This window comes from Variovorax sp. P4_D9 (genome assembly GCF_056401695.1).
This window is the reverse complement of record NZ_JBFUIU010000001.1, coordinates 18,099-33,131: the sequence shown is the minus strand read 5'-3', so window position 1 is coordinate 33,131 and position 15,033 is coordinate 18,099. Positions and strand designations below refer to the sequence as shown.

Genomic DNA, 15,033 nt, shown 5'->3' with positions numbered 1-15,033 from the left:
AAGCACATGTCCAAAGAGTACAAAGATCTCGTTGTCGGTCTCGACATCGGCACCGCCAAGGTGATGGCAGTGGTCGCCGAGGTGCTGCCCAACGGCGAGCTCAAGCTGGCCGGGCTCGGCATTGCGCCGAGCAATGGGCTCAAGCGCGGCGTGGTGGTGAACATCGACGCCACGGTGCAGAGCATCCAGCAGGCGCTGAAGGAGGCCGAGCTGATGGCCGACTGCAAGATCACCCGCGTCTACACCGGCATCACCGGCAGTCATATCCGCGGCATCAATTCGAGCGGCATGGTGGCGGTCAAGGACAAGGAGGTCACGCCGGCCGACGTTGCCCGCGTGGTCGAGACGGCGCGCGCCATCAACATCTCCAGCGACCAGCGGCTGTTGCTGGTGGAGCCGCAGGAGTTCGTGATCGACGGCCAGGATGTGAAGGAGCCGATCGGCATGAGCGGCATGCGCCTGGAGGCCAAGGTGCACATCGTGACCGGGGCCCAGAGCGCGGCCGAGAACATCATCAAGTGCGTGCGCCGCTGCGGCCTCGAGGTCGATCAGCTGATGCTGAATCCGCTGGCCTCCAGTTTGGCGGTGCTGACCGAGGACGAGCGCGAACTCGGCGTCGTGCTGGTCGACATCGGCGCCGGCACCACCGACGTGGCGATCTTCACCAACGGCGCGATTCGCCACACGGCGGTGATTCCGATCGCCGGCGACCTGATCACCAGCGACATCGCGATGGCGCTGCGGACGCCGACCAAGGACGCCGAGGACATCAAGGTCGAGAACGGCTTCGCCAAGCAGCTGCTGGCCGATCCCGATACCCAGGTCGAGGTGCCGGGCCTGGGCGACCGCGGACCGCGCATGCTGAGCAAGCAGGCGCTGGCCGGCGTGATCGAGCCGCGCATCGAGGAGATCTTCTCGCTGGTGCAGCAGGTGGTGCGCGAGTCGGGCTACGAGGAGGTGCTGTCCTCGGGGGTGGTGCTGACCGGCGGCAGCGCGGTGATGCCGGGCATGGTCGAGCTCGGCGAGGACATCTTCCTTAAGCCGGTGCGGCGCGGCATTCCGAAGTACTCGAGCGCGCTGTCCGACATGGTCGCGCAGCCGCGTGCCGCGACCGTGATGGGCCTGCTCGAGGAAGCACGCTATGCGCGAATGCGCGGCTTCAAGGTGGCGCAGAAGAACGGTTCCGTCAAGACCGCGTTCGGCCGCTTCAAGGACTTCATCGTGGGGAATTTCTGATCATGAACCCTCACCGTCTGTGGCTGGCGCGCGGCAGTCCGCCCCTGCATTTCAACGAGCGATGGCGACGAACAGGACCTCCGCCCTGACAGCGCAACGGTTACCCACAAAAAATTCATTCATCAATAAACGGCAACTGCAAATTCAAGGAGTCAGAAAAATGGCTATCGAAATGATCGAGATCGAAGAGTTCAACCAGGGCACCCAGATCAAGGTGATCGGTGTCGGCGGTGGCGGCGGCAACGCGGTCGCGCACATGATGGAGCGCGGCGTGCAGGGCGTGCAGTTCGTCTGCGCCAACACCGACGCGCAGGCGCTGTCGCGCAGCAACGCCCACAAGACGATCCAGCTGGGCACCAACGGACTCGGCGCCGGCAGCAAGCCCGAGAAGGGCCGAGATGCCGCCGAGGCCGCGATCGACGACATCCGCGAATCGATCGCCGGTGCGCACATGCTGTTCATCACGGCCGGCATGGGCGGTGGCACGGGCACCGGCGCRGCGCCGGTGATCGCGCGCATCGCCAAGGAGATGGGCATCCTGACCGTGGGCGTGGTGACCAAGCCCTTCGACTGGGAAGGCGGCCGCCGCATGACCAACGCCGACGCCGGGCTGGCCGAACTCGAAGCCAACGTCGACTCGCTGATCGTGGTGCTCAACGAGAAGCTGCTCGACGTGCTCGGCGAGGAGGTGACCCAGGACGAGGCCTTCGCGCATGCCAACGACGTGCTGAAGAACGCGGTCGGCGGGATCTCGGAAATCATCAACGAGTACGGCGGCGTGAACGTCGACTTCGAGGACGTGCGCACCGTGATGGGCGAGCCCGGTAAGGCCATGATGGGCACGGCAGCAGCCAGCGGCCCGGACCGCGCCCGCATCGCGGCCGAGCAGGCCGTGGCCTGCCCGCTGCTCGAAGGCATCGACCTCTCGGGCGCCAAGGGCGTGCTGGTGCTGGTCACCGCATCGAAGGCCTCGCTCAAGCTGAGCGAGTCGAAGCTGGCCATGAACACCATCCGCGCCTATGCCTCCCCGGATGCGCACGTGATCTACGGCGCCGCCTACGACGACAACTTGGGCGACGAGATGCGCGTGACCGTGGTCGCGACCGGCCTGTCGCGCCAGGATGCGCGCCGCCAGGCACCGACGCTCGAAGTGATCCGCACCGGCACCGACAACATCCCGTTCACCGTGCCGACCCTCGGCACGGGCACGGGCCACGCCGCCAGCCAGCCGAACTACGACGGCATGGCCGTGCCCAGCGTGTGGCGGACCAACCGCACCATGGCGGCGGCCAAGGTCGATGCGCTGTCGTCGGGCGGCATGGACGATTTCGAGATCCCGGCCTTCCTGCGCCGCCAGGCCGACTGAGGCGTGCCGGAGTGTCGGCTATCGGGGACATAGCGAGGCGGACGGTGCGGGGGGCACCCCGCGCCTCTAAAATGCCGTCCGTRCTGTCCCAACGAACCCTCAAATCGATCACCCGCGCCGTTGGCGTGGGGCTGCACAGCGGGCAGCGGGTCGAACTGACGCTGCGACCGGCGCCGGTCGACCACGGCATCGTGTTTCGACGGGTCGACCTGCCCGAGCCGGTCGAGATCGCGATGACCGCCGAGTCGGTGACCGACACCCGGCTGGCGTCGACCATCTCGGCGGGCGGGGCCAAGGTCCAGACCGTGGAGCACCTGATGTCGGCCTGCGCCGGGCTGGGCATCGACAATCTGCTGATCGACATCACGGCCGACGAGGTACCGATCCTCGACGGCTCGGCCTCGTCCTTCGTCTTCCTGCTGCAGAGCGCAGGCATCCAGTCGCAGGCCGCGCCGCGGCGCTTCATCCAGGTCACGAAGCCGGTCGAAGTGCGCGAAGGCGAGGGCGCCGATGCCAAGTGGGCGCGGCTCGAGCCGTACCACGGCTACAAGCTCAGCTTTGAGATCGACTTCGACCATCGCGTGGTCAACTCGACCGGGCAGCGCGTCGAGTTCGACCTCGGCAGCGGCTCCTACAGCCGCGACATCGCGCGCGCGCGGACTTTCGGATTCACGAAAGAAGTCGAGTACATGCGCTCCAAGGGCCTGGCCTTGGGCGGGGGCCTCGACAACGCGATCGTGATGGACGACACCAAGGTGCTCAATGCGGGCGGGCTTCGCTACGACGACGAGTTCGTCAAGCACAAGATCCTCGACGCGATGGGCGACCTGTACGTGATCGGCAAGCCGCTCCTGGCCGCCTACAGCGCGTTCCGCTCGGGCCATGGGCTCAACAACAAGCTGCTGCGCGAACTGCTTGCGCATCCGGACGCCTACGCGGTCGTGACCTTCGACGACGAGAAGCGGGCACCGGCCGGCTTCGCCGAAGTCGCGCGCGCCTGGTAGCGCGCCGCACGCCTGCCTTCGATGCTGCTGTTCCGCTGGGCCATCCTGCTGCTGCTCCTGGTGGCGGGCATCACGTTCGCGTTCTATGCCGGCACCGGGCAGCTCAAGTACCGGCGCTTCGGCTGGATCGTGCTCAAGTGGACCCTGCTGGCAGCCTTCGGCTTCTTCGCGGTGCTGATCGCCGAGCGGGCGTTCTAGCTCAGCGTGTCCTTACCGTTTGGTAAGGAGATCGAATGCACGCCACTCTCACATCCAAAGGCCAGATGACGCTGCCGAGTGCGGCGAGAGCCCGGCTGGGTCTGGCGGCCGGCGATCGGCTCCTGGCACCATCGTCCTCAAGCGTCCGACGCCAAGCGCCGTCAAGTCGCTGCGTGGCCTGCTGCCGCGGCCCGAAAGGGCGCTGAGCGTCGACGAAATGGACGCCGGGATCGCGACGCACTTGCGCCAGAAGCACCGCCACGGCGCTGCCAAGTGATCGCGCTCGATGCTAACGTGCTGGTGAGATTGCTCACCAATGACGATCCGCGGCAGGTCGCCAAGGCTGAAGCCTGGCTGCGCGACAACGCCAGCGCGCGTTCCCCTGCCTATGTCGATCACATCGTTCCTTGCGAATTGAGTTGGGTTCTGGAGCGCAGCTACGGCTACGCGCGCGAACTGGGGTTCACCAGGCGTTGAGCGCGCTGCTGGACCATGACCGGATCAAGCTCGAATCCGCGGAGCTGGTCCGACAGGCGCTCAGCCTGCATGCGTCGGGCCCCGCCGACTTCTCGGACTACCTGCTCGCCGCGCGGGCGCAGGCGGCCGGCCATGCCCCGGTTCTGACTTTCGACAGAAAGGTCGCGAAGACCTCCACGCATCGACTGCTTCGATGAGTCGCGCCTGCCCCTGGCGTGATCATCAGCGCGTCCGCCCGTCCCGATAGCGTCCGCTGGTGCTGTGCCCGAGCACGGTGGCCTGGCCCAGGCGGGCCAGCGATGCACCCACGTGCGCGTGGGTGATCGCGATCCCGAGCGCGTCGGCCGCGTCGCTCCCCGGAAGCCCTGGCAGATGCAGCAGCCGCTTGACCATCTCCTGCACCTGCGCCTTGGCCGCGCGCCCATGGCCCGCCACCGCCTGCTTCATCTGCAGCGCCGTGTACTCCGAGACCGCGAGGTTGCGGCTCACCAGTGCTGTCAGGCAGGCGCCGCGGGCCTGGCCCAGCAGCAGCGTGGATTGCGGATTGACGTTGACGAAGATGATCTCGACCGCGGCCGCATCGGGCTGGTAGCGCGCCGTGAGCTCGCCGATGCCGTCGAACAGCACCTTGAGCCGCGCCGGCAGTTCGCCGGTGCCGAGGTGGCGGGTGCTGATGGTCCCGCTGGCAACATAGCGCAGCGCGTGGCCGTCGACGTCGACCACGCCGAAGCCGGTGGTCTGCAGTCCGGGATCGATGCCGAGGATTCGCATGGGTGGGGGCGCTTCCTTCAAGCGCCGAAATACCAGCGCACCGAGTGGAAGAACACCGGCGCCGCGAAGCAGAGGGCATCGACCCGGTCGAGCAGGCCGTTGGCGCCGGTCACGCCAACGCCGCGGCGGCCCCAGTTGGGAATGCCGCGGTCGCGCTTGAGCGCCTTCATCACGAGGTGGCCCATCGAGCCCGCCACGCAGGCGATCAGCGATACCGCGAGCGCCTGTCCGAACTTGAAGGGCGTGATGAAGGAGAACAGCGCACCGACCGCGCTGGCGATCGCCATGCCGAGCGCCCAACTGGTCCAGTTGAAGCCGCGGCTCACGCGCGGCGCGAAAGGCTCCTGCATGAAGAGGCGGTGCCGGACCTCACCCAGCCAGCCGGGCGGCTGAGGCGGCGGCGGCGCGCCTTCGGGCGGCATCGCCTTGCGCCGCGACACCAGATGCTGCACTAGCATGCAGGTCTGGACCACGAACACCAGGAAGAACACCAGGAAGGCGTTCTTGCCCTCGTAGCCCGGGAAGGACAGCAGCAGCAGCGCCGGCACGTGGCTCATGCCGTAGACGCAGACCATGATGCCCCACTGCAGCTTGGCAGTGCGCTCGAGGAAGTGGCTCGGGTCGTCGGCCAGCGCGCTCACCACCGGGATCGCGAGGAAGGCATAGACCGGGATGAACACCGTGAAGAGGTCGAAGTGCGCGGTCGTCACCAGCCAGAACTGGATCGGCAGCACCACGAAGAAGGCCAGGATCAGGCTGCGGTGGTCGCTGCGCCGGGTCGGTGACAGCGTGATGAACTCGCGCAGCGCCAGGAAGGCGATCAGCGCGAACAGCAAGGTCGCCACCGTTTCGCCCAGCGCCCAGCCGATCCAGAAGATCACCGCCATGAACCAGGTGGTGCGCAGCAGCTTGCGGAAGTGGAGCAACTCACGCTGCCAGATCTCGTCGTGGACCGGATTGCGCCGTTCCTTGAAGCTCAGCATGAAGGCCACGATGCTGACGATGACCAGCAGCCCGAATACGATCACGAACAGGGCCGCGACCTGGTGGGTCGGGGAGAGATTGCGCAGGTACTGGTTCATGTGGCCGGCCCTAGACGTTGCGCAGCGCGACCACCGCCTCGCGCGCCCGGTCCAGGAAAGGGCGGCGCTCCTCGCCCTCCTCAAGCCGGACCGGCGCGCCGAAGGTGACCGAGCACAGGATCGGCACCGGCACCACCTCGCCCTTGGGCATCACGCGCTGCACGTTGTCGATCCAGGCCGGCACCAGCACCACCTCGGGGAACATCTGGGCCAGCGTGAAGAGTCCCGACTTGAACTTCTGCGGCTCGCCCGTGTGCCCGCGCGTGCCCTCGGGAAAGATGATGATCGAGTCGCCGCTTTGCAGCGCTTCGATCAAGGGTTGCAAGGGGGCCAGCGCCTCCGCGCTGCCCGGGGGCGCGAGTGGCGAAGGCTCCGGCGCGGGCACCGGCGGCGACAGCGGGATCTCGAACTGGGCGCTGCCGGGCTCGACCGTCGCGACCAGCGTCGGCGCATCGTCGAACGACGGCTCGATCCGCTCGACGGGCCGCGGCTCGGGCGGCGCCGGTGGCACCACCGGCGCGCCGCCGCCGCGCTCGACGTAGATCGCGTTGAACACCTCGGTCGTGATCCAGCGCTTGAACGGCGTGTTGGCCCAGTAGTCGCGTGCCGCGATCGGCCGGGTGATGCTGCGCAGTTCCTCGGGCAGGGCGGCCCAGATCATCACGAGGTCGAGGTGGCTCTGGTGATTGGCGAAATAGATGCGCTGCTCGGCCTTGGGCGGACAGCCCCACCAGCGTGCCTGGGCACCCGTGAGCAGCCGGATTAAGGCCAGCAGTCCCCACGCCATCAACTTTGCAAGCATGGCGCCGATGATACGGGGCGCTCAGGGCAGTTCTGCGGCCGGCATGCGCGCCGCGATCGTTGCCGATCGGCTCGCCAGATAGCCCGAGCCTAGGCGGCGCTCGAAGAACTTCGGGCTCGGCAGCATCACGGCCAGCCGCGCCGCCTCGTTGACACCCAGGCGCGAAGCGGGCTTCTTGAAGTAATGCTGCGCCGCGGCCTCGGCGCCGAAGATGCCTTCGCCCCACTCGACGTTGTTGAGGTAGATCTCGAGGATCCGTTCCTTGCTCAGGAACAACTCGAGCGCGGTGGCCAGCACCAGTTCCTGGCCCTTCCTGAGCATCGTGCGCTCGCTCGACAGCAGCAGGTTCTTGGCCAGTTGCTGCGTGATGGTCGAGCCGCCGCGCAGCGGAGCCGGGCGCGGCTCCTTGCCGCGCGCGCGCATCTGCGCGGCGCGCTTCGCGGCGAGCTCCTCGGCCTTGGCATTGCGTTGGCGGGCCCTCTCGATCGCCTCCCACTCGACGCCCTGGTGGTAGACGAACTCGCTGTCCTCGCTGGCAATCACCGCCCGCTTGAGGGTGTCCGAGATCTGGCTGTAGGGCAGCCACTGCTGGCGCCATTCGCGCCCGCCGTTGCTGCGCCCCTGAGTGGCGAGCTGCCAGGCCTCGGAGCGCTGGAAGGCCGTCGACTGCGGGTCGATCACCGCCATCGCGGCGATCCGCAGGATGAAGAAGAGCTGCAGCGCGAAGGCCGCGATCAGCACGCAGCCGAGCAGGCGCAGGACGGCCCTCACCGGGCCTCGACGAGGGCGCGCAGTTCGGCCAGCACCGGCGCCGTCGGCGGCCGCACGCCACGCCAGATCTCGAAGGCCTCGGCGGCCTGCTCGACCAGCATGCCGAGGCCGTCGCGCGGCACGGCGCCGTGGTCGCGCGCCCATTGCATGAAACCGGCGGCCGCTGGCCCGTACATCATGTCGACCGCCAGGGCGCCGGGCTTCAGCACGCTGGCCGTCACCGGCACGGCATCGCCGCCGAGGCTCGACGCGGTGGCATTGACCAGCACGTCGAAGGCGCCGGGCACGGCATCGAGCGGCTGGGCTTCCAGCGACACGTGATGCTGCAGCGCGAGCGCCGCGTGCCGCTGCACCAGCGCGATCGCCTTGCCGAGCGTGCGGTTGGCCACGACCACGCGGCGCGGACCGGCTTCGAGTAGCGGGCCGAGCACGCCGGCCGCGCCGCCGCCCGCGCCCAGCAGCAGCAGGTCGCGGTCCTTCAGGGCGACGCCGGCGTGCTGCGTGATGTCGTAGACCAGCCCGATGCCGTCACTGTTGTCGCCGTGCACGCCATCGTCGCGGAAGCTCACCACGTTGACCGCCTGGGCCAGCGCGGCGCGGGGCGTCAGGTGCTGCGAAAGCGCCGCGGCCTCGAACTTGAAGGGCACCGTGACGTTGCAGCCGCGCGCCGTGCCCGTGGTCTCGGCCCGGAACGCCGCCACCGCGCCGGCGAAGTCGTCGAGCGGCGCCAGCCGGCGGCCGTACTGGAGTTGCTGGCCGGTCAGTTCGGCGAAGCGCGCATGGATCCAGGGCGAGCGGCTGTGTTCGACCGGATGGCCCATCACGCAGTACAGGTCGGTCATCGTCGGATGGTCATTATCTTGACGAGAGCTGAGTCTCCAGCGTCTCGTCGCGGGTGAACTTGAAGCGCGAGGGCAGCACGATCTGGTCGGTCTGGCGCCGCATCGCGTCGGTGAACTTGCCGAAGCCGCCGATGCTGCGCACGATCGCTTGCGCGCGCCGGTCGAGCGTGCGGTCGCCGGAGCTCTCGACGATGTCGGTCGACAGGATCGAGCCGTCGTGGTTGACGGTCACCATCATGGTCAGCTCGCCGTACAGCTTCTTGCCGGCGGCTTCGGGGAAATTCTCGGTGCCGCGGACCTCGATCTTGCGGCGCAGCGCGTCGACGTAGGCGGCGTAGGCGGCCTCGCGCGTGGCCGGGCTGATGTAGCGCTTCTTGGGCCGCGCGTTCTCCTCGTTCACGCGGCGCTCGATCTCGGCCAGCAGCTCGACCAGCTGGCGCCGCTTCTCTTCGCGGGCCGCGACCTCGCTCGGGTTGCCCTGGGCCCGCGGATCGGGCACCGGCATGCTGGCGAGCTGCTGCTTGATCTGGGCCAGCAGCAGCATCTGCTGCTGCTGCATCGCCTCGACCTGGCGCTGGGCATCGTCCATCGAGTCGCCGATGGCGGTGAAGGTCGACGGCGGCAGCGGACTCGTGGCGCGGCCCTTGTCGAGGTCGCCGCCGCCGGCCAGCGAGGCCTGGGCGATCGCCTTGGCCTTGTCCGGGCGCTCGTTGGTCCTGGCGTTGACCAGGATCACCTCGAGCGGCGTCTCCTTGAAGACCCGGTTGAAGGACTCCGGGTCGACGAAGCGCACCGCCAGCAATGCGGCGTGCGCGACGATCGACACGCCGAGCGCGATCTGCAGCGTGCTGAGGTCGCGCAGGTTCATGCCGGTGTGTTCTCCGGTGCGGCCTCGCTGTCGGCCAGGTCGACAGCGATGGCGATCGGACCGGCGACTTCTTCCTCATCCTCGCCGCTCTCGTCCTCGGCCTGCGCATCGGCCGGCGCGGTGTCGAGCCGCTCGATGACGGTGCCATGCACGTCGAGCGCGATCTCGTCGATCGAGCCGAGCCGCACGCGCACCCGGGCGCCGCGCTGCAGGCCCTGCGTGCCGGCCACCTCGAACACCAGCGGCAGGGCGTCGACACGCACCAGCGCGCCGTTCGGCAGTTCCTTGATGAGGGTCGCCTCGAGCTCGGTGATGCCTTGCTGCTGCAGGTACTTGAGGGTCCAGAAGCGTTCCATGCCGCCCTGGTGGCCGTTGTAGGTGCTGTAGGCGGCATCGAAGCCCGAGAGGATCGAGAACAGGTCGGCATCCTTGGGCTTGAACGGTGCCGCCAGCGCGGCGGTCTTGCCGTGGCGGGCGGCCGCGATGATCTGCCACTGGTTCACGAGGTCGGTGTAGCGGCGCAGCGGCGAGGTGCTCCAGGCGTAGCTCTTCACGCCCAGGCCGGCGTGCGGCAAGGCCCGCGTGCCCATGCGCACCTTGATGCCGGGCGCCAGGCTGGCCTGGCTGCGGTAGAGGCCGGGCACGCCGAGTTCGCCGAGCCAGCCGCCCCAGCTGCTGTTGGCCAGGATCATGGCCTCGGAGACGATCAGGTCGAGCGGCGCGCCGCGCTGCCGGGTGCCGATCTGCACCTCTTCGTTGCCGGTCGGCTCACCCTCGTGGCCGACCAGGCGGAAGGTGTAGTCGGGCCGGCTGAAGTTCTCGGGTTTGCCGCGCACCACCTCGCGCTGCGCCTTCAGCTGCTTCGCCAGGCGGAACAGGAAGGACAGCGGCGCGCGCAGTGGCGCCAGCAGCGCGGGCGCGTCGGCAGCGCCGACCGATGCGTCTTCGAGCCATGGCTGGCTGATCACGGTGTCGAGCTGGTCATGGCGCAGGTTGGCGACGATCGGCACCCGTTCGAGCCGGGTCTCGGTGCCTTTCAGCGCCAGCGACTCTTCGTCGAAGGTGGCGTAGAGCGAGACGGCCGGGCAGTCGCGCCCTTCCTGCAGGGTATAGGCCTCGACCACGTGGTCGGGCAGCATCGTGATCTTGTGGCCCGGCATGTAGACGGTCGACATCCGCGTGCGCGCCACCTGGTCGATGGCGCTGCCCGGCACCAGGGCCAGGCCGGGCGCGGCGATGTGGACGCCGACCACCACGGTGCCGCTGCCGAGCCCCTGGACCGACAGCGCGTCGTCGATCTCGGTGGTCTGCGAATCGTCGATCGAGAAGGCCTGCACCGCAGCCAGTGGCAGCTCGTCGGCGATCGCCGGCGCCTGCAGCGCCGGGAAGCCGGTGCCCTTGGGGAAGTTCTCGAACAGGAAGCGGCGCCAGTGGAACTGGTAGGCCGAGTCGATCGCGCCGGCCTGCTTCAGCAGTTCAAGCGGCGGGCGCTGGGTGGCGCGGGCGGCGTCGACCACCGCCTTGTACTCGGGCGCGTTCTTGTCGGGCTTGAACAGGATCTTGAACAGCTGCTCGCGCACCGGCGCCGGGCAGACGCCGTCGGCCAGCTGGCCGGCCCATTCGGCGATCTGCGCCTGCACCAGCTTCTTCTTCTCGATCGCGGCCAGCGCCTGCTGGATGATCTCGGCTGGCGCTTTCTTGAAGCGGCCCTTGCCGGCGCGGCGGAAGTAGTGCGGGGCATCGAACAGCGCCAGCAGCGCCGCCGCTTGCTGCGCCAGCGTCGGACGAGCCTGGAAATACTCGGCGGCCAGTTCGTCGAAGCCGAATTCGCCCTCGGGCGCGAACTCCCAGGCCAGGTCGAGGTCGACCGTGGCCGCCAGCGCGCGGCCTTCGGCGATCAGCTCGGCCGGCGACGGCTTCTCGAAGCGCAACACGATGTTGGCGCCCTTGACCTTGACCCGCTTGCCGGTCTCGAGCTCCACCTGCGCCGAGGCCTCGGCCTCCGACAGGACGCGGCCGCCCAGGTATTTGCCGGCTTCTTCGAACAATACAAACATGGCGCGGATTCTCCCATGCCCGGCCCGGGCCGGCGCTCAGACCGGTTCGATGAAGGCCATGACCTCGTCGAGATGCGAGGTCTCGAAATCCGACAGGGCATGGTCGCCGCCCTCCAGCACCTTCAGCCGGCTGCCCGGATAGCGGTCCGACATGTCGCGCCAGTCCAGCACTTCGTCGCCCTTGGCGATGATCGCGAAGACCTGCTCCGGGCGGTCCAGCGGGCCGGCCTCGAGTGCGCGCAGTTCGGCGATGTACTCGGGCCGGAAATGGAAATGCTCGGCCGGATCGTGCCAGAGGGTCTGTTCGCCGATGTGGCGCACCAGGTCGCGTGCCGGATCGACTGCCGGATTCAGCAGCACCGCCCGGCAATAGGTGGTGGCAGTGACATAGGTGGCATAGAAGCCGCCGAGCGAGGAACCCACGACCGCCATCGAGCTGCGCGGCCAGTCGGCGATGCCCCGCATCACGAGCCCGATCGCCTCGCGCGGCGAGGGCGGCAACTGCGGGCACCACCAGCGCAGGTTCGGGTGCTGGCTGGCGACGCGACGCGCCATCTGGCTGGCCTTGGTCGACCGCGGCGAGGAGCGGAAGMCGTGGAGATAGAGCAGGTGGGTCGTGGGCGGCATGCAGCGATTATCGGGAACCGGGGCCCGAAATTGCCCCTGGAGCCCTTCGGACGGGCTCGGGCGGGGATAATTACGCCCCATGTCGGCCGTCTTCAACCAACCTTCGCTCGCGCGGCGCCTGTTGCCCGTGTTCCAGGGCTTCGACGGCTTCCTCGCCTTCGCCGTGCTGCTGCTGGGCTGCGCCGGCATGCTGACCATGTATTCGTCCGGCTACGACCATGGCACCCGCTTCGTCGACCACGGACGCAACATGCTGCTGGCCGGCTTCATCATGTTCGTGGTGGCACAGGTGCCGCCGCAGCGCCTGATGACCGCCGCCGTGCCGCTCTACACCGTCGGCGTGGCCCTGCTGGTGGCGGTGGCGATGATCGGCATCACCAAGAAGGGCGCCCAGCGCTGGATCAACGTCGGCGTCGTGATCCAGCCCAGCGAGATCCTCAAGATCGCGATGCCGCTGATGCTTTCCTGGTGGTTCCAGCGCCGCGAGGGCCAATTGCGGCCGCTCGATTTCGTCGTTGCGACGGTGCTGCTGGCGGTGCCGGTGGGGCTGATCATGAAGCAGCCCGACCTCGGCACCGCGCTGCTAGTGCTGGCGACCGGGCTGTCGGTCATCTTCTTTGCCGGGCTGTCGTGGAAGCTGATCGTGCCGCCGGTGGTGATCGGCCTGATCGTGGTGGCGCTGATCGTCGGCTTCGAATCCCAGCTGTGCGCCAATGGTTTCGACTGGAAGATCCTTCACGAATACCAGAAGCAGCGTGTCTGCACCCTGCTGGACCCGACCAAGGACCCGCTCGGCAAGGGTTTCCACATCATCCAGGGCATGATCGCGATCGGCTCCGGCGGCATCGGCGGCAAGGGCTTCATGCAGGGCACCCAGACCCACCTCGAATTCATCCCCGAGCGCACCACCGACTTCATCTTCGCGGCCTATTCCGAGGAATTCGGGCTGGCCGGCAACCTGGCGCTGATCGCCGCCTTCATCTTCCTGATCTTCCGCGGCCTGGCGATCGCGCTTGATGCGCCGACGCTGTTCTCGCGGCTGCTCGCGGGCGCGGTCACGATGATCTTCTTCACCTACGCGTTCGTGAACATGGGCATGGTGAGCGGCATCCTGCCGGTGGTCGGCGTGCCGCTGCCTTTCATCAGCTACGGCGGCACGGCGATGGTCACGCTGGGGTTGGGGCTGGGCATCTTGATGTCCATTTCGCGGGCCAAGCGAATGATCCAGAGTTGACCCGCTTCACGGCCGGCGAAGCCAGGCCGCCTTCGTGGAACACCGCGGAACCGGCTTCGCCGGGCCGCTGGTGTTGCCCTCGGCAGGGGGTGGGAGCGCTACACGAAGTGAGCGCGACTTGGGGGGGAGCCATAGAATCCCGGCATGATCTCCCGCGAACCCACCATCGAACGCCTCGTCACGGCGCAACAGCTCCTGCTCACGCCCTTCGGCCTCGACGAATCGCACCTGTCGCGTGCGCTCGCCGAAATCAAGGCGCACCAGGTGGACGACGCCGACCTCTACTTCCAGTACACCCGCAGCGAGGGCTGGAGCCTCGAGGAGGGGATCGTCAAGACCGGCAGCTTCAGCATCGACCAGGGCGTCGGCGTGCGCGCGGTCAGCGGCGAGAAGACGGCTTTCGCCTATTCGGACGACATTTCCGAAGCCTCGCTGCTCGATGCCGCACGCACCGTGCGCAGCATCTCGGCCGCCGGCAAGACCGCGCGGGTCAAGGCGCCGACGCGCAAGATCGCCGGCAGCCGCTCGCTCTACAACGGCGTCGACCCGATCTCGACGCTCGACAGCACCGCCAAGGTCAAGCTGCTCGAGAAGGTCGAGCAGCTGGCGCGCTCGCGCGATCCGCGGGTGGCCCAGGTCATGGCTGGGCTGGCGAGCGAATACGACGTGGTGCTGGTTGCGCGCGCCGACGGCACCCTGGCCGCCGACGTGCGGCCGCTGGTGCGCCTGTCGGTCACCGTGATCGCCGAGCAGAACGGTCGTCGCGAAGTCGGTTCCGGCGGCGGCGGCGGGCGTTTCGGCCTGGCCTACTTCGATGACGAGCACATTGCCGAGTACGTCGACCAGGCGGTCAAGTCGGCCCTGACCAATTTGGATTCCCGGCCCGCACCGGCCGGCGAAATGACCGTGGTCCTCGGTCCGGGCTGGCCCGGCATCCTGCTGCATGAGGCGATCGGCCACGGACTCGAGGGCGATTTCAACCGCAAGGGCTCCAGTGCCTTCTCGGGCCGCATCGGCGAGCGCGTAGCGGCCAAGGGCGTCACGGTGCTCGACGACGGCACCATCGCCGACCGCCGCGGCTCGCTCAACGTTGACGACGAGGGCAACGCGACCCAGCGCAACGTGCTGATCGAGGACGGCATCCTCAAGGCCTACATCCAGGATTCGCTCAACGCCCGCCTCATGAAGGCCAAGCCCACGGGCAACGGCCGGCGCGAGAGCTACGCCCATGCGCCGATGCCGCGCATGACCAACACCTACATGCTCGGCGGCGACCGGGTGCCGGAGGAAATCGTCGCCAGCATTAAGAAGGGCCTCTACGCCACCAACTTCGGCGGCGGCCAGGTCGACATCACGAGCGGCAAGTTCGTGTTCTCGGCCAGCGAGGCCTACTGGGTCGAGAAMGGCAAGATCCAGTACCCGGTGAAGGGCGCGACCATCGTCGGCAACGGTCCCGATGCGCTGACGCGCGTGACCATGATCGGCAACGACATGGCGCTGGATTCGGGCGTCGGCACCTGCGGCAAAGAGGGCCAGAGCGTGCCTGTGGGCGTCGGCCAGCCGACGCTGCGGATCGACGGATTGACGGTCGGCGGCACCGCCTGACGGCTCCTGTGCTACATTCCCTCCCCATGTCCGCTTCCCGCGCTTTCTACTTTGCCTATTTTTGGTTCCCGGTTCCCGGCGGACGAGAGGCGC

General features: G+C 68.1%; 17 protein-coding genes. 9 read left to right on the top strand and 8 right to left on the bottom strand.

Annotated features, from left to right (window positions below):
• Positions 1-6: 6 nt before the first annotated feature.
• From ftsA to AC1DY5_RS00135, 7 genes are all read left to right on the top strand, one after another.
• The gene (gene ftsA / locus AC1DY5_RS00165) at positions 7-1,236 is read left to right on the top strand and encodes a cell division protein FtsA (RefSeq protein ID WP_478107162.1); all 1,230 of its coding nucleotides are present in this window, start codon (positions 7-9) and stop codon (positions 1,234-1,236) included.
• A 160-nt stretch (positions 1,237-1,396) separates the two neighbouring features.
• Entirely contained in the window at positions 1,397-2,602 is a 1,206-nt protein-coding gene (gene ftsZ / locus AC1DY5_RS00160; RefSeq protein ID WP_478107160.1) for a cell division protein FtsZ, read from the top strand.
• A 71-nt stretch (positions 2,603-2,673) separates the two neighbouring features.
• Complete coding sequence (lpxC, locus tag AC1DY5_RS00155) at positions 2,674-3,606, top strand: UDP-3-O-acyl-N-acetylglucosamine deacetylase (protein WP_478107158.1); 933 nt, start codon at positions 2,674-2,676, stop codon at positions 3,604-3,606.
• 21 nt (positions 3,607-3,627) lie between these two features.
• Entirely contained in the window at positions 3,628-3,804 is a 177-nt protein-coding gene (locus tag AC1DY5_RS00150; protein WP_478107156.1) for a hypothetical protein, read from the top strand.
• A 35-nt stretch (positions 3,805-3,839) separates the two neighbouring features.
• Positions 3,840-4,010: a hypothetical protein gene (locus AC1DY5_RS00145; RefSeq protein WP_478107154.1), complete on the top strand. Its 171-nt coding sequence runs from the start codon at positions 3,840-3,842 to the stop codon at positions 4,008-4,010.
• Positions 4,011-4,077: 67 nt separating this feature from the next.
• Positions 4,078-4,281: a PIN domain-containing protein gene (locus tag AC1DY5_RS00140; protein WP_478107152.1), complete on the top strand. Its 204-nt coding sequence runs from the start codon at positions 4,078-4,080 to the stop codon at positions 4,279-4,281.
• Entirely contained in the window at positions 4,278-4,478 is a 201-nt protein-coding gene (locus tag AC1DY5_RS00135) for a hypothetical protein (protein ID WP_478107150.1), read from the top strand. Before AC1DY5_RS00140 ends, AC1DY5_RS00135 begins: the two co-directional genes overlap by 4 nt.
• A gap of 25 nt (positions 4,479-4,503) precedes the next feature.
• On the opposite strand, the gene ruvC is transcribed toward AC1DY5_RS00135, so the two are convergent.
• Genes ruvC through AC1DY5_RS00095 form a run of 8 tightly spaced genes read right to left on the bottom strand, consistent with a single transcriptional unit; the run spans position 4,504 to position 12,101 of the window.
• A complete protein-coding gene (ruvC, locus tag AC1DY5_RS00130; RefSeq protein ID WP_478107148.1) occupies positions 4,504-5,052 on the bottom strand; it encodes a crossover junction endodeoxyribonuclease RuvC in 549 nt (182 codons plus the stop codon).
• Positions 5,053-5,069: 17 nt separating this feature from the next.
• A complete protein-coding gene (locus AC1DY5_RS00125; protein ID WP_478107146.1) occupies positions 5,070-6,134 on the bottom strand; it encodes a phosphatidate cytidylyltransferase in 1,065 nt (354 codons plus the stop codon).
• A 10-nt stretch (positions 6,135-6,144) separates the two neighbouring features.
• Complete coding sequence (locus tag AC1DY5_RS00120; protein WP_478107144.1) at positions 6,145-6,936, bottom strand: lysophospholipid acyltransferase family protein; 792 nt, start codon at positions 6,934-6,936, stop codon at positions 6,145-6,147.
• Positions 6,937-6,957: 21 nt separating this feature from the next.
• Positions 6,958-7,707, bottom strand: a complete 750-nt coding sequence (locus AC1DY5_RS00115) for a transglycosylase domain-containing protein (RefSeq protein WP_478107142.1) — start codon at positions 7,705-7,707, stop codon at positions 6,958-6,960.
• Positions 7,704-8,549, bottom strand: a complete 846-nt coding sequence (gene aroE, locus AC1DY5_RS00110; protein ID WP_478107140.1) for a shikimate dehydrogenase — start codon at positions 8,547-8,549, stop codon at positions 7,704-7,706. The genes AC1DY5_RS00115 and aroE overlap by 4 nt, the downstream gene beginning before the upstream one ends.
• A gap of 13 nt (positions 8,550-8,562) precedes the next feature.
• The gene (locus AC1DY5_RS00105; protein ID WP_478107138.1) at positions 8,563-9,417 is read right to left on the bottom strand and encodes an energy transducer TonB; all 855 of its coding nucleotides are present in this window, start codon (positions 9,415-9,417) and stop codon (positions 8,563-8,565) included.
• Positions 9,414-11,474 carry a ribonuclease catalytic domain-containing protein gene (locus AC1DY5_RS00100; protein ID WP_478107136.1) on the bottom strand — a complete coding sequence of 687 codons (2,061 nt, stop codon included), beginning with the start codon at positions 11,472-11,474 and terminating at the stop codon, positions 9,414-9,416. Before AC1DY5_RS00100 ends, AC1DY5_RS00105 begins: the two co-directional genes overlap by 4 nt.
• Before the next feature lie 36 nt (positions 11,475-11,510).
• Complete coding sequence (locus AC1DY5_RS00095) at positions 11,511-12,101, bottom strand: YqiA/YcfP family alpha/beta fold hydrolase (RefSeq protein WP_478107134.1); 591 nt, start codon at positions 12,099-12,101, stop codon at positions 11,511-11,513.
• 79 nt (positions 12,102-12,180) lie between these two features.
• On the opposite strand from AC1DY5_RS00095, the gene rodA reads away from it, so the two are divergent.
• Positions 12,181-13,335 (top strand): rod shape-determining protein RodA, encoded by a 1,155-nt coding sequence (gene rodA, locus AC1DY5_RS00090; protein WP_478107132.1) that lies wholly within the window; start codon positions 12,181-12,183, stop codon positions 13,333-13,335.
• A 144-nt stretch (positions 13,336-13,479) separates the two neighbouring features.
• On the top strand, positions 13,480-14,940 hold the full coding sequence (gene tldD, locus AC1DY5_RS00085; protein WP_478107130.1) for a metalloprotease TldD: 1,461 nt from the start codon (positions 13,480-13,482) through the stop codon (positions 14,938-14,940).
• The last annotated feature ends 93 nt before the right edge of the window (positions 14,941-15,033 follow it).